Below are 13,087 nucleotides of genomic sequence, written 5' to 3' on the forward strand. Positions count from 1 at the left end.
AGTCATGTTTGATTATGAAACATTACGGTTCATCTGGTGGCTGCTGATGGGCGTCATCCTGGTGGTCTTTATGGTCACCGACGGATTTGATATGGGGATCGGTTGTCTGCTGCCACTGGTGGCGCGTGACGATGATGAACGCCGGATAGTGATCAACAGCGTTGGCGCTCACTGGGAGGGTAACCAGGTCTGGCTGATCCTCGCAGGTGGGGCATTATTTGCCGCCTGGCCCAGAGTCTACGCAGCGGCGTTTTCTGGCTTTTATGTGGCGATGATCCTGGTGCTGTGCTCGCTGTTCTTCCGCCCGTTAGCTTTTGATTATCGCGGCAAAATAGCGGATGCCCGCTGGCGCAAAATGTGGGATGCCGGTCTGGTCATTGGTAGTCTGGTCCCGCCTGTGGTCTTTGGTATTGCGTTTGGTAACTTGTTACTTGGCGTGCCGTTTAGCTTCACACCACAATTACGCGTGGAGTATCTCGGTAGCTTCTGGCAGTTGCTGACGCCATTCCCTTTGCTGTGCGGCTTGCTCAGTCTGGGTATGGTGATTTTGCAAGGGGGCGTCTGGTTGCAGCTGAAAACCGTTGGCGCTATTCATCTGCGTTCACAACTGGCGACCAAACGCGCCGCGCTGCTGGTGATGCTCTGCTTCCTGCTGGCGGGATACTGGCTGTGGGTCGGTATTGATGGCTTTGTGTTACTCGCTCAGGATGTCAACGGTCCGTCCAATCCACTGATGAAAATGGTGACGGTACTGCCAGGCGCCTGGATGAATAACTTCATCGAATCGCCAGTTTTGTGGATCTTCCCACTGCTCGGTTTCTTCTGCCCGTTACTGACGGCGATGGCAATTTATCGTGGTCGCCCCGGTTGGGGATTTCTGATGGCGTCATTGATGCAATTTGGTGTGATTTTCACCGCTGGCGTTACGTTATTTCCCTTTGTTATGCCTTCGAGTATCAGTCCGATATCCAGCCTGACCGTGTGGGACAGTACCTCCAGCCAACTGACACTTAGCATTATGTTAGTAATTGTACTGATATTTTTGCCAATAGTGTTGCTCTACACTCTATGGAGCTACTACAAAATGTGGGGTCGTATGACGACTGAAACTCTGCGCCGTCACGATCATGAGCTGTACTAAGGAGCATGAACAATGTGGTATCTATTGTGGTTCGTCGGCATTTTGTTGATGTGTTCGCTTTCTACCGTCGTGTTGGTATGGCTGGATCCGCGCCTGAAGGGATGACTGGGCGCACAACGAACTTAGGCCTGATACGACGCGTCGCATCAGGCAGTCATGTCGGATATGAAAAACGGAAACATATCGATGAAAGCGATTTTGATCCCATTTTTATCTCTTCTGATTCCGTTAACCTCGTCACCTGCATTCGCTCAGAGTGAGCCGGAACTGAAGCTGGAGCGGGTGGTGATTGTCAGCCGTCATGGCGTGCGTGCGCCCACCAAAGCCACGCCACTCATGCAGGATGTCACTCCAGACACATGGCCTGAGTGGCCGGTGAAATTGGGCTGGTTGACCCCGCGTGGCGGCGAACTGGTCACTTATCTTGGACATTATCAACGCCAACGCCTGGTCGCTGACGGTTTACTGGCAAAAAATGGCTGCCCGAAACCTGATCAGGTTGCGATTATTGCGGATGTCGATGAACGTACGAGTAAAACAGGTGAAGCCTTTGCTGCCGGGCTGGCACCCAACTGTACGATTACAGTCCATACCCAGCCAGATACTTCCCGGCCCGATCCCCTGTTTAATCCCCTTAAAACTGGCGTTTGCCAACTGGATAAGACCAACGTTACCGCGACTATTCTCAGTAGAGCAGGGGGATCGATAGCGGAGTTTACCGAGCATCGGCAAACCGCATTTCGCGAACTGGAGCAGGTTCTCAATTTCCAGCAATCAAATCTGTGCCTTAAACGAGACAATCAGGACGAAAGTTGTACGTTGACCCAGGCATTGCCGTCCGAACTCAAAGTGAGGGATGACAATGTATCTCTGACCGGTGCGGCAAGTCTGGCTTCAATGCTGACGGAGATATTTCTCCTGCAACAGGCACAGGGAATGCCGGAGCCTGGCTGGGGGCGAATTACTGATTCACACCAGTGGAACACCTTGCTAAGTCTGCATAACGCGCAGTTTTATTTGCTGCAACGGACACCAGAGGTTGCCCGTAGTCGCGCCACGCCGTTGCTGGATTTAGTGCTGACGGCGCTGACGCCAAATAACACGCAACAACAGGTTTATGGCGTGACATTACCCACTTCGCTGCTATTTATTGCCGGACACGACACTAATCTGGCGAATCTGGGGGGCGCGCTAGAGCTTAACTGGACGCTACCAGGCCAGCCGGATAATACCCCACCGGGGGGCGAACTGGTTTTTGAACGTTGGCGGCGACTTAGTGATAACAGCCAGTGGATTCAGGTATCGCTGGTATTCCAGACCCTACAGCAGATGCGTGACAAAACTCCGTTGTCGCTAAAAACTCCGCCAGGCGAAGTGGCGTTAACGTTGGCTGAGTGTGGCGAAAGAAACGCGCAGGGCATGTGTTCGTTGGCTGGTTTTACGCAAATCGTGAATGAAGCACGCATTCCGGCATGCACTCTCCATCAGGACAAATAAACATTTGCCGCTGAGGGGCCACGCAGGCCATTGACGCGGCAAAATTCCACGCGTAACCCTGGGGTGAGCACTTCTGCGTCGCGGGGGGTGAATGCGGAAATATGGACCTGGACTTCTTTACGACCGTCGGAGGGGATGATGAATCCTTTGCCACTTTTGCGATCAAAGGTTTTGACAATTCCTGTCATTTTACGGGACAAACAAATTCCTTACTGATAAATCTGCGCTGCACTATACGGTCTAAATAAAATAAAGCCAGTTTTATTTAAGACCGCTGGACGGCCAAAATAAAGTTTGCTTAATCTTATTTATCATGCGTTAATAGCTGCGTCGGTTTGAAAGACAGACATCATACAAAGTAGTTTACTAAAGCAGTTCTCATTATCAGGCATTATCCCCTTCTTTTGAGTCTCTCTCCTGAACACTAAGTAGTTTCTGTATTAAAGCCCTGTTTGCCGAAAGGCCCAAAATGAAGGAAGTAATAATATGTCTAATAAAATGACTGGTTTAGTAAAATGGTTTAACGCAGATAAAGGTTTCGGCTTTATCACTCCTGATGATGGCAGCAAGGACGTTTTCGTCCATTTCACCGCCATCCAGAGCAATGAATTCCGCACGCTGAACGAAAATCAGAAAGTCGAATTTTCTATTGAGCAGGGGCAACGTGGTCCCTCGGCAGCGAACGTTGTTACGCTCTAAGGTTGCCGCTATTACTCAGCATCTCCATTTCCGCTGTCCATGTTGTCATGGTTCACAGTACCGCACATCGGCATTCGATGTGACGGAGCGAAACCCTTTAGGTGCAAAGTGTATTTTCTGTAAATCGATGATGATCACCTTTGATAACATCGCATTGCAAATACGCACTGACCAGACACCACTGGATTTCACCAAATAATATCAGGCTCCCTCGTGGAGCCTTTTTTATATCTGGCTTATTTTTCCTCAATTCTGTATGTATAATAAGCGATAACCTGTTGATTATTGAATCTTTCAGGGAGATGGCTTATAACATTTCTTGCCTGACCAGGTACCGGGAACCAACACCTTACTGGCGTGTTGCTGTCTTTTAAGACCAGAAGAGGTTAACAGTGAATATTGAAGAGCTAAAAAAACAAGCCGAAACGGAAATCTCAGATTTTATCGCGCAAAAAATCGCCGAATTTAACAAGAACACAGGGAAAGAAGTCTCTGAAATTCGCTTCACCGCGCGGGAGAAAATGACCGGGCTTGAAAGTTATGATGTCAAAATCAAAATAATGTGATTTTGTGAACATCACCCCGTGCGAGGTGATGTTCCGCTTGTTGCTAATTTAGTGACCAATCATTGGCGCTTGTGGAATTAAGCGTCGGTACAACTCTTCTGGCACCGGGCTCTGCCATACTCCCGCATACATCGCATAAGCAATCACCGCGAACATAATTCCCAATACCAGTAGTGCCATGAGCCAGCCAGACAAGGCAAAGACCTTTTTATTTGCCGCAGGTTTTTGCAGCGAAAAGGTCAATGTTGAGGCCACCGGGCATGACTCCACGCAGGTCATACAACCGGTACATTCCACCGTTCTGACCTGAATTAATTTATCGACTGGGATCCGTGATGGGCAATTTTTCGCACATTTACCGCAGTCGATACAGCTTTCGGCATTGCGACGAATCTTAAACGGCGATAATAGCGAAACCAGTCCCATCAGCGCACCATATGGGCAGAGATAACGACACCAGGCATGGCGAATAAACAGGCTGGCAATCAGCAAAACCGTCACGCTGATTAATGTCGCTTTCCCCATATGGCGAAAGAAATCGAGCATTTTAACGTCCATCACCACGCTATAAGGCGATAGCATAAAATAGTGAATCGCCTGGGCGGGCATGAATAACGCGATATAAAGAAAAAAGCTTAATAGCAAATATTTCACCGCGCGTAGAGGAATATCCAGCCAGCGGGGAGGGGCGAATTGTCGACCAAACAGTTTTTTCCCGAGATCGCCAATTAATTCAGAGAGCGTACCAACAGGGCATAGCCACGAACAAAAGGCTTTTTTCAGCAGTAAGCTAATAATGATAAAAGCGGCCAATAACAGCATCGCGGCGGCGTGCACGGAAGGTAACTGACCTGTTGCAAGGCTGTATTTCAGATTCATCAGACCAGCAATCGGCAGCCAACCTTCAATGCCCCCCGGTCTGGCGACAAATGCCGTATTACCTGCCGTTTCGTAATAGCGCACCCAGTACCAAAAGGTGACGGCAATATAAATATTGATTGCCAACAGTAATAATTGCGTCGCTTTACGCCAGGTCGTGGCATTGCGCCAGTCATTCCACGGTAATTTACCGCCCGTCGTGCCTGGCCGTCGCTGCCAGCGGATTCTTTTTTTCTCTGTCATAATTTTGCCCGCCCGTTAAGTTGCATACTAAATACCACTATTCTAAGTTTTCTCAACGGGATGATATTGATTCACATCGGGTTTGGGGCGTTCTTATTCAGCCACTGTTCTAGGGCCGCGATGCTACGCGTAATTTCTTCACGCGGCAGGGCCGCGGTTAATGGTTCCAGCTCAAGTTGTCCGCACAACTGACTGGCACTGCGCATGCCCAGACTGGCACAGCTGCTTTTCAACTGGTGCGCGGCACGTTTGATTTTGTCGCTGTCGTGACTGGCGCGGGCAGTGTCCATTTCATCGAGAAGGGGCAGGGCATGTTGTTTAAATAATGCTAGCCATTCGTGGATTTTCTCCACCCCCATTAACTGCGCATCTTCATTGAGCTGCGATACATCCAGTGGTTGATGGTTATGTGTTTGCAGGTGCAGATAGTGAGCCAGTAACTGACCAAGCACTTCACGCGACACCGGTTTAGGGATAATTCCGCGAAATAGCGAACTGGTACGCTGGCGCAGCGTTTCGTCGATGACATGGGCGCTAAAGCCAATCAAAACCAGCGACGGATATAGCAGCGAAAGTTGCCGGGCAAGTGTAATGCCGTCGATATCCGGCAGATCAAAATCCACCAGCGCGGCAGCAAACGGTTCACTATTTTGCAGCGTCTCTAAAGCCTGCGCGGCATTTCCTACGGCCGCGACCTGAGCGCCACTGGTGTTAAGTATCTCGATGGTAATACGCTGCGTTAGCGGGTTATCTTCAATCAACAGTAATCGTAAACCGTCCAGACGCACCGCCTGATTGACTGTTTTTGGTGCGGGCGCAGTGGCAACACGTAACGGTAACCGTAAGCCAAAACAGCTTCCTACTCCCGGCTTGCTGGTGGCGGTCAGTTCGCCGCCCATCGCCTGAGCCAGACTGGTACTGATAGTCAGCCCCAGGCCGCTGCCGCCGCGTTTGCCGCTCACCTGAACAAACGGCTGAAAGATATCAGCCAGTTTCGCGGGATCAATACCACAGCCGCTGTCTTCCACTTCGACAAGCCATTGCTCGCCATCAGTGCGACTACGCAGAATAATGTGCCCTTCGTCGGTGAAACGCAGGGCGTTGCTCAACAAATTGGTAATAACCTGGCGAATACGGCGCGGATCGCCCATTAACGCGGTTGGGACATCGTCGGCAATTTCCGTTACCAGGCGAATCGGGCGACCTTTCACCCGTCCGCTCATTAATTGCAGGGTACTTTCCAGCAGTGGGCGCGGTTCAAAGGGCTCATCGCTGACCGAAACATTCTTGCCGCCTGCTTCGATAGCCGAATAATCGAGAATATCGTTGAGGATGGTCAGTAATGATTCGCCAGAGTCAGTAATCGCCCGCAAATCATCACGCTGGGCGTTAAGCGCCGGGTTATCTGCCAGCAACTGCGCGGTGCCGAGAATTCCGTACAGCGGAGTGCGGATCTCATGGCTCATCGCAGCCAGAAACGCAGATTTTGCCTGGCTGGCTTTTTCTGCTTCCGCCCGTGCCTGTCGGTGTTCTATCACCAGTTCCTGCAATTCAGCTGTACGCGCTTTGACCTGCGCCGCCAGCTGTTCGCGGTGGCGATTAAGCGCATGAACACTGCTGCGAAAAGCATCCATCAGCCGCCCGATGGTGTCCAGCTCCCGCACGCCAGCGGTTTCCGGGAAAGGGGAGTCGATATCACCGTCCAGCAGCCGTTGCAGAGCCTGCGTTTGTTCGGCAAGTGGACGCGTGACTGAGCGATAAACCACGCGCCAGAGGATCAGAATCAATGAGCAAAGTGAAACGACGCCCAGCAGTAGCAGGTTAAACCGTACATGTTCACTGGCGCTTTCCAGATGTGTAAGTCCAGCACGATTACGCTGCTCAATGGTTGCGACCAACTGATTAACTTCGTTGCTGAACTGTGCAAACTGCACAATATTATTTTGCGTCAGCGTCTGCAGGTGAGTATTGAGTGCTTTTTCACGTTGGTACAGCGCCAGTAACTCGACATATCGTTGTACTGTCTCCAGTGCCTTTTCCGCCTGCGCGCGAACCGGCGGAGCTTTAATACGTCTTTGTTGAAGCTGTACCCTGTTAAGCGCGTTTTTCAGTTGAACAGGTAGCCTGTTCTTATTTTTTTCACTCTCCTCCAGCTCCAGTTTCATAACGAAATGCTGTATTTGCAGAGCGCTAAAGCGCATTTCGTGCATCTGCCTGACGTACTCACGATCGCCAGCAACCCACTGTTCGACGGCGCTCTCCGCCGACCTGTTATGATTGTAGCCAAACACACTTTGCGGGCCAGACTGCGGTGATGCGGTGGCGATGGCTATGTAATGGGTCTGGGATTGCGCGATGTTGGCGATTTCTCCGGCCGCGGCGACGATTTGCTGGCTGAGTTGTTGCTGTTGATCGTGGAGTTTCAGCCGCTGACCGACCAGATCGCCCTGTTGACGTAGCGAGTGGTCAATCTCATAGGCTTGCCGTTCAATAGCTATCGTTTCAAACCCTTTCTCGCGCAGCCCCTGCAACAGGGAGTCAATTTTCAGCTTCTGCGCCGATAACGTTCTCCCCTGGGATTGCCACATCTCTGCGCTATCCGTGTTGTTCAGATTTTGGGCGGTAAAGAGTTCCCACGCGCTGGCCTCACTCAACTGACGGGCCATATTCATGGTTGGGATCAGGGCCAGAGTATTGGTCTGAGCGCTTTGAGTTAAAACGCGCAGGTTATACCAACCTACAAAGATACTTACCAGAGTCAGCAATGCCATCAGGGCAAACGCCATCCACAATCTTTTGGCCAGAGTGAAAATCATCCTTGGTGCACCACATTACCTGAATCGGTGGATTAATAGACATCAGCGGCTAAGAAATACCCTTCGCCATGCTGCGTAACTAACAGGTTGGCGCTGAGTTTATGACGCAAACGGCGGATCAGTACGTCCACAGTGCGCAAATCGGGGTTTTCTACCCGCCGGGCGGAGAGCATACGCAGCAGTCGTTCGCGGCTGAGGATCTCGCCAGGATTAGTGACAAAGGCCACCAGCATTTCGTATTCCGCGCGGGTGAGTTTGATAGGTCGGTCGTCCTGATCCAACGTGTGGCGTGAGATATTCAGACAATATCCGGCAAAACGATAGCAGTTATCCTGAGAGAGAGCGTTGGCCTGACGGGCCAGATCGATACGCCAGAGCAGATTTTTTACCCGTACCACGAGTTCACGCAGCTCCAGCGGTTTGATGACATAATCATCGGCGCCCATCTCAAGCCCGACAATTCGATCAATAGGATCGCTGCGCCCGGTCACCAGAATAATCCCCACCGTTGAGCGTTCGCGCAGGGCTCGGGTGAGCATTAAGCCGTTTTCATCGGGCAGGTTAATATCCAGCAAAATGAGATCAACAGGCTGGTTTTCCATAATTTCCCGTAGTCCGTCGCCGCTTGCCGTGACCGACACGAGATACCCTTCCTGGATGAAGTAGCTTTGCAAACGTGCCTGCGTCACAGGCTCATCTTCAACAATGACAATATGGTGTGACATCCCTGCTTTCCCGATCTTCCTGTTCATATCCATTCATATGCTGTCATAAGCCATTCATCCTGACGAGTGCCGCTATTCATATTTGCTTATTAAGATCACAGTTGCCAAATTATATTTTTACAGGAGTTATTATGAGACGACTATGGAGTGCGCTGCGTCGGCCAAGTGCGCGTTGGTCGGTGTTAGCGCTGGTGCTGATGGGGATCGTGATCGGTATTGCCTTGATTGTGTTACCTCACTTCGGGATCAAGGCCACCAGCAGCACTGAGTTTTGCGTCAGTTGCCACAGTATGACGCCGGTGTATGAAGAATATAAAAAGTCGGCGCATTTCCAGAATGCTTCCGGCGTACGCGCCGAGTGTCATGACTGCCACGTCCCGTCAGATTTACCGGGAATGCTGAAGCGGAAACTGGAAGCGAGTAATGAGGTGTATCAGACCGTTATTGGTCACTCCATCGATACCCCTGAGAAATTCAACGCTAAACGCGCAGAACTCGCCGAGCGCGAATGGGCGCGGATGAAAGAGAACAATTCAGCGACCTGCCGTTCCTGCCATAACTACGACGCGATGGATCATGCAAAGCAGCATCCGGAAGCCGCACGTCAAATGGCCGCCGCAGCGAAAGATAATCAGACCTGTATCGACTGCCATAAAGGCATTGCCCACCAGCTGCCGGATATGAGCAGCGGCTCGCGTAAACAGTTCGAAGAGCTACGCGCCAGCGGCAGAGATGATAAAGACATCCTTTATTCTATAGATATAAAGCCGCTTTATGCAGCAAAGGATGATAAAGAAGCGACGGGTTCACTGCTGCCAGCCTCTGAAGTGAAAGTGCTTAAACGTGACGGCGACTGGTTGCAGGTGGCTATCATCGGCTGGACGGAAAGCGCTGGAACTCAACGGGTTCTGACCGAGTTGCCCGGCAAACGGATTTTTGTCGCCTCTATTCGCGGCGATATCCAGCAGCAGGCGAAAATGCTGGAGAAAACCACCGTTGCTGACACCAAAACCGAGTGGAGTAAGATGCAGGCCACCGCATGGTTGAAGAAGGGCGATATGGTCGACGACATCAAACCAATCTGGGCCTATGGCGATACGCTGTACAGCAGTGCCTGTAAACAGTGTCACGGCGCGTCAGCAACGACCCATTACGACGCCAACGGTTGGATCGGCCAAATCAACGGCATGATTGGTTTTACCAGCCTGGATAAACGGGAAGAACGCACCATGCTGAAATATCTGCAAATGCATGCGTCGGATACCGCAGGGAAGTCTCACAGCGATAAGGAAGGAAAATAATGAAAAATAAAGACATTTTTCAGGCATCACGTCGACGCTTTCTTACCCAGCTTGGCGGCTTAACGCTGGCAGGGATGCTGGGGCCATCGCTGTTAACTCCACGCCGCGTTAACGCAGCGCAAGCTGTTACGTCGAAAGAGGGTATCCTGACCGGTTCGCGGTTTGGCGCCATTCGCGCGACGGTGAAAGACGGGCGCTTTGTGGCGGTGAAACCGTTTGAACTGGATAAGTACCCGACGAAAATTATCGCCGGGCTGCCGGATCACGTCCACAATCCGGCGCGTATTCGCTACCCAATGGTACGAGTCGACTGGCTGCGTAAGCGCCATCTGAGTGACACCACTCAGCGCGGCGATAACCGTTTTGTCCGCGTCACTTGGGATGAAGCCCTGGACATGTTCTATGAAGAACTGGAACGGGTGCAAAAAAACTATGGCCCCAGTGCGTTACTGACCGCCAGCGGCGGGCAATCATCAGGTAAATTTCATAGCGCCGGGGGAATGCTGTCGAAAGCCATCGCACTACATGGCAATAAAGTGAGTACCGGCGGTGACTATTCCACCGGGGCAGCGCAGGTGATCCTGCCGCGGGTGGTGGGATCAATGGAAGTTTACGAACAACAAACATCCTGGCCGTTAGTGTTGCAAAACAGCAAAATCATCGTCATGTGGGGCACCGATTTGGTGAAGAATCAGCAGGTTAATTTCCGCTGCCCGTCTCACGATGTTTATGAATATTACGAGCAACTGAAAGAAAAGGTGGCGGCGGGCGAAATCGAAGTCATCAGCATCGACCCGGTGGTCAGTTCAACGCATGAATATCTGGGGCGCGAGCACGTTAAACATATTGTTGTTAACCCGCAAACCGATGTACCGCTACAACTGGCGATGGCCCATACCCTGTACAGCGAAAATCTGTACGACAAACAATTCATTGCTGATTATTGCGTCGGTTTCGAGCAATTTCTGCCGTATTTGCTGGGTGAGAAAGATGGCCAGCCGAAGGATGCCGTCTGGGCAGAAAAACTGTGTGGCATTGACGCCGAAACGATCCGCATGCTGGCGCGGAAAATGGCGGGCACAAGAACGCAAATTATGGCTGGCTGGTGCGCCCAACGTATGCAGCACGGCGAGCAGTGGTCATGGATGATTGTGGTGCTGGCGGCAATGCTCGGGCAGATTGGCCTGCCAGGTGGCGGTTTTGGTTTTAGTTGGCACAGCAGCGGCTCAGGCGTGCCAGGTCGTAAAGGGATTATCCTGAGCGGTTTTCCCGGTGCCACGAAAATTCCGCCAGTTCATAACAACAACGATTACAAAGGTTACAGCAGCACCATCCCAACGGCCCGTTATATCGACGCCATTCTGGAACCGGGGAAAGAGATCAACTGGGACGGCAAAACAGTTAAGTTGCCGCCGCTGAAAATGTGTGTTTTCGCCGGGACCAATCCGTTCCACCGCCATCAGCAGATCAACCGCATAATCGAAGGCTGGCGCAAGTTGGAGACGGTGATTTCCATTGATAACCAGTGGACCTCCAGTTGCCGCTTTTCCGACATTGTATTACCCGCAACCACACAGTTTGAGCGTAACGATCTCGACCAGTTTGGTGACTATGCCAGCCATGGGCTTATCACCACTAAACAGGTGGTGCAGCCGCAATTTGAGGCGCGCAACGACTTTGATATTTTTCGCGAGTTGTGCCGCCGCTTTGACCGTGAGGAAGCCTTTACTGAAGGGCTGGACGAGATGGGCTGGCTCAAGCGCATCTGGCAGGACGCGCTCCAGCAGGCCAAAGGACTCGGCATCCATTTACCGACCTTTGATGAGTTGTGGAACAGTAAAGAATACGTGGTCTATGACCATCCGCAGATGTTCGTGCGTCATCAGGCATTCCGCGAAGATCCCGACCTCGAACCGCTGGGGACGCCGAGCGGGTTGATTGAGATCTACTCGCAAACTATCGCCGACATGCACTATGACGATTGTCAGGGGCATCCAATGTGGTTTGAGAAAATTGAACGTTCCCACGGTGGACCTGGTTCGCAGAAGTATCCACTGCATCTGCAATCGGTGCATCCCGATTATCGCGTCCACTCGCAACTGTGTGAATCTGAAACACTGCGTCAGCATTACAGCGTAGCGGGCAAAGAGCCGGTATATATCAGCCCACAGGATGCCCGTGCGCGCGGGATTGCTAACGGTGATGTGGTGCGTGTCTTTAACGATCGGGGGCAGGTTCTGGTGGGCGCGGTGGTTTCTGATCTCTATGCACCAGGCGTGATCCGGATCCATGAAGGCGCCTGGTATGATCCGGATAAAGGCGGTGAGCTCAATGCGCTGTGTAAATACGGTAACCCTAATGTGCTAACGCCCGACATCGGGACTTCGCAACTGGCGCAGGCCACCAGCTCACACACGACCATTGTGGAAATTGAAAAATTCACCGGTCCAATAGAGAAGGTAACGGCGTTTAGCGGTCCGATTGAGATGGTGGCGCAGTGCGAATATGTTCCGGCACCGCAGGTGAAATCATGACTTCACTAACGGTGGAACAGAATGCCTGTATCTACGCCTGGCTGGCGCAGTTGTTCTCCCGTGAACTGGACGATGAACAACTGACGCAAATCGCCAGTGCACAGATGGCTGAATGGTTTTCTTTGCTGAAACGCGAGCCGCCGCTGACTGCGGCGGTGAATGAGCTGGAAGCTAAAATCGCCGCCTTGACGGTACGTGACGACGCCCGTCTGGAACTTGCCGCTGACTTTTGCAGCCTGTTTTTGATGACTGACAAGCAGGCGGCACTGCCGTATGCATCGGCGTATCAGCAGGACCCACAGGTGATCAAAGGCTTACTGGCTGAGGCAGGGATGGACACCAGTGGCAATTTCAACGAACCGGCAGATCATCTGGCGATTTTTCTTGAATTGTTAAGTTATCTGCATTTTGCCCGGGGAGAGGGGATTGTACCTGCACAGGAAGTTGACAATCTGCGGCAAAAAACACTGACGGCGCTGCGGCAATGGTTACCAGAGTTTGCTGTGCGTTGCCATCAGTATGACAGCTTTGGTTTTTACGCGGCACTAAGCCAGTTATTGCTTGCAATAACCAATAGAGATAATGCCGATTGGTAGGCCTGATAAGACGCGTTAAGCGTCGCATCAGGCATTATGGCAGAGCCGCCGGATGCGGCGTAAATGCCTTATCCGGCCTACGGAAAGGGG

General features: G+C 51.7%; 13 protein-coding genes and 1 pseudogene. 10 read left to right on the plus strand and 4 right to left on the minus strand.

What is annotated here, in order from left to right:
- Positions 1–4 precede the first annotated feature (4 nt).
- The 3 genes from appB (at position 5) to D9734_RS03635 (ending at position 2,638) form a co-directional block, all read left to right on the plus strand.
- Positions 5–1,141 (plus strand): cytochrome d ubiquinol oxidase subunit II, encoded by a 1,137-nt coding sequence (gene appB, locus D9734_RS03625; protein ID WP_130205404.1) that lies wholly within the window; start codon positions 5–7, stop codon positions 1,139–1,141.
- Between the two features lie 12 nt (positions 1,142–1,153).
- Positions 1,154–1,246 carry a cytochrome bd-II oxidase subunit CbdX gene (gene cbdX, locus D9734_RS03630; protein WP_032161491.1) on the plus strand — a complete coding sequence of 31 codons (93 nt, stop codon included), beginning with the start codon at positions 1,154–1,156 and terminating at the stop codon, positions 1,244–1,246.
- 81 nt (positions 1,247–1,327) lie between these two features.
- The gene (locus tag D9734_RS03635; RefSeq protein ID WP_130205406.1) at positions 1,328–2,638 is read left to right on the plus strand and encodes an AppA family phytase/histidine-type acid phosphatase; all 1,311 of its coding nucleotides are present in this window, start codon (positions 1,328–1,330) and stop codon (positions 2,636–2,638) included.
- Here the strand turns inward: D9734_RS03635 and cspH are convergent.
- The gene (gene cspH / locus D9734_RS03640; RefSeq protein WP_130205408.1) at positions 2,626–2,838 is read right to left on the minus strand and encodes a cold shock-like protein CspH; all 213 of its coding nucleotides are present in this window, start codon (positions 2,836–2,838) and stop codon (positions 2,626–2,628) included. The genes D9734_RS03635 and cspH overlap by 13 nt on opposite strands.
- A 286-nt stretch (positions 2,839–3,124) precedes the next feature.
- Here cspH and cspG point away from each other — a divergent pair, with 286 nt between their 5' ends.
- The 4 genes and pseudogenes from cspG (at position 3,125) to D9734_RS03660 (ending at position 3,903) form a co-directional block, all read left to right on the plus strand.
- Positions 3,125–3,337, plus strand: a complete 213-nt coding sequence (cspG, locus tag D9734_RS03645; RefSeq protein ID WP_000066493.1) for a cold shock protein CspG — start codon at positions 3,125–3,127, stop codon at positions 3,335–3,337.
- A gap of 10 nt (positions 3,338–3,347) precedes the next feature.
- Positions 3,348–3,536: a cold-shock protein gene (locus tag D9734_RS03650; protein WP_130205730.1), complete on the plus strand. Its 189-nt coding sequence runs from the start codon at positions 3,348–3,350 to the stop codon at positions 3,534–3,536.
- A pseudogene (locus D9734_RS03655) lies at positions 3,505–3,740 on the plus strand (cold-shock protein). The gene D9734_RS03650 and the pseudogene D9734_RS03655 overlap by 32 nt, the downstream one beginning before the upstream one ends.
- On the plus strand, positions 3,730–3,903 hold the full coding sequence (locus D9734_RS03660) for an addiction module toxin, GnsA/GnsB family (protein ID WP_130205410.1): 174 nt from the start codon (positions 3,730–3,732) through the stop codon (positions 3,901–3,903). The pseudogene D9734_RS03655 and the gene D9734_RS03660 overlap by 11 nt, the downstream one beginning before the upstream one ends.
- 48 nt (positions 3,904–3,951) lie before the next feature.
- Here D9734_RS03660 and D9734_RS03665 read toward each other — a convergent pair whose 3' ends face one another.
- The 3 genes from D9734_RS03665 to torR all read right to left on the minus strand — a co-directional run bounded on the left by D9734_RS03665 (position 3,952) and on the right by torR (position 8,566).
- Positions 3,952–5,025, minus strand: a complete 1,074-nt coding sequence (locus D9734_RS03665; RefSeq protein WP_130205412.1) for a 4Fe-4S binding protein — start codon at positions 5,023–5,025, stop codon at positions 3,952–3,954.
- 71 nt (positions 5,026–5,096) lie between these two features.
- Complete coding sequence (gene torS / locus D9734_RS03670; protein ID WP_130205414.1) at positions 5,097–7,841, minus strand: TMAO reductase system sensor histidine kinase/response regulator TorS; 2,745 nt, start codon at positions 7,839–7,841, stop codon at positions 5,097–5,099.
- Positions 7,842–7,873: 32 nt separating this feature from the next.
- Positions 7,874–8,566, minus strand: coding sequence for a two-component system response regulator TorR (torR, locus tag D9734_RS03675; RefSeq protein WP_130205416.1), 693 nt, complete (start codon positions 8,564–8,566; stop codon positions 7,874–7,876).
- 131 nt (positions 8,567–8,697) lie between these two features.
- Here torR and torC point away from each other — a divergent pair, with 131 nt between their 5' ends.
- Genes torC through torD form a run of 3 tightly spaced genes read left to right on the plus strand, consistent with a single transcriptional unit; the run spans position 8,698 to position 12,997 of the window.
- Positions 8,698–9,867 carry a pentaheme c-type cytochrome TorC gene (gene torC, locus D9734_RS03680; RefSeq protein ID WP_130205418.1) on the plus strand — a complete coding sequence of 390 codons (1,170 nt, stop codon included), beginning with the start codon at positions 8,698–8,700 and terminating at the stop codon, positions 9,865–9,867.
- Entirely contained in the window at positions 9,867–12,401 is a 2,535-nt protein-coding gene (torA, locus tag D9734_RS03685; RefSeq protein ID WP_130205420.1) for a trimethylamine-N-oxide reductase TorA, read from the plus strand. The genes torC and torA overlap by 1 nt, the downstream gene beginning before the upstream one ends.
- On the plus strand, positions 12,398–12,997 hold the full coding sequence (gene torD, locus D9734_RS03690; protein WP_130205422.1) for a molecular chaperone TorD: 600 nt from the start codon (positions 12,398–12,400) through the stop codon (positions 12,995–12,997). Before torA ends, torD begins: the two co-directional genes overlap by 4 nt.
- Positions 12,998–13,087: the final 90 nt, after the last annotated feature.

It is taken from the genome of Escherichia sp. E14S1 (assembly GCF_004211995.1).
In the GTDB taxonomy this organism is placed as follows: Bacteria; Pseudomonadota; Gammaproteobacteria; order Enterobacterales; family Enterobacteriaceae; genus Escherichia.

What these genes read in the sequence shown, in the direction of transcription:
- torR (WP_130205416.1), bottom strand. Translation starts at nt 8,566, where the DNA reads ATGTCACACCATATTGTCATTGTTGAAGATGAGCCTGTGACGCAGGCA.
- torD (WP_130205422.1), top strand. Translation starts at nt 12,398, where the DNA reads ATGACTTCACTAACGGTGGAACAGAATGCCTGTATCTACGCCTGGCTG.
- cbdX (WP_032161491.1), top strand. Translation starts at nt 1,154, where the DNA reads ATGTGGTATCTATTGTGGTTCGTCGGCATTTTGTTGATGTGTTCGCTT.
- torC (WP_130205418.1), top strand. Translation starts at nt 8,698, where the DNA reads ATGAGACGACTATGGAGTGCGCTGCGTCGGCCAAGTGCGCGTTGGTCG.
- cspG (WP_000066493.1), top strand. Translation starts at nt 3,125, where the DNA reads ATGTCTAATAAAATGACTGGTTTAGTAAAATGGTTTAACGCAGATAAA.
- D9734_RS03635 (WP_130205406.1), top strand. Translation starts at nt 1,328, where the DNA reads ATGAAAGCGATTTTGATCCCATTTTTATCTCTTCTGATTCCGTTAACC.
- appB (WP_130205404.1), top strand. Translation starts at nt 5, where the DNA reads ATGTTTGATTATGAAACATTACGGTTCATCTGGTGGCTGCTGATGGGC.
- torA (WP_130205420.1), top strand. Translation starts at nt 9,867, where the DNA reads ATGAAAAATAAAGACATTTTTCAGGCATCACGTCGACGCTTTCTTACC.
- D9734_RS03665 (WP_130205412.1), bottom strand. Translation starts at nt 5,025, where the DNA reads ATGACAGAGAAAAAAAGAATCCGCTGGCAGCGACGGCCAGGCACGACG.
- torS (WP_130205414.1), bottom strand. Translation starts at nt 7,841, where the DNA reads ATGATTTTCACTCTGGCCAAAAGATTGTGGATGGCGTTTGCCCTGATG.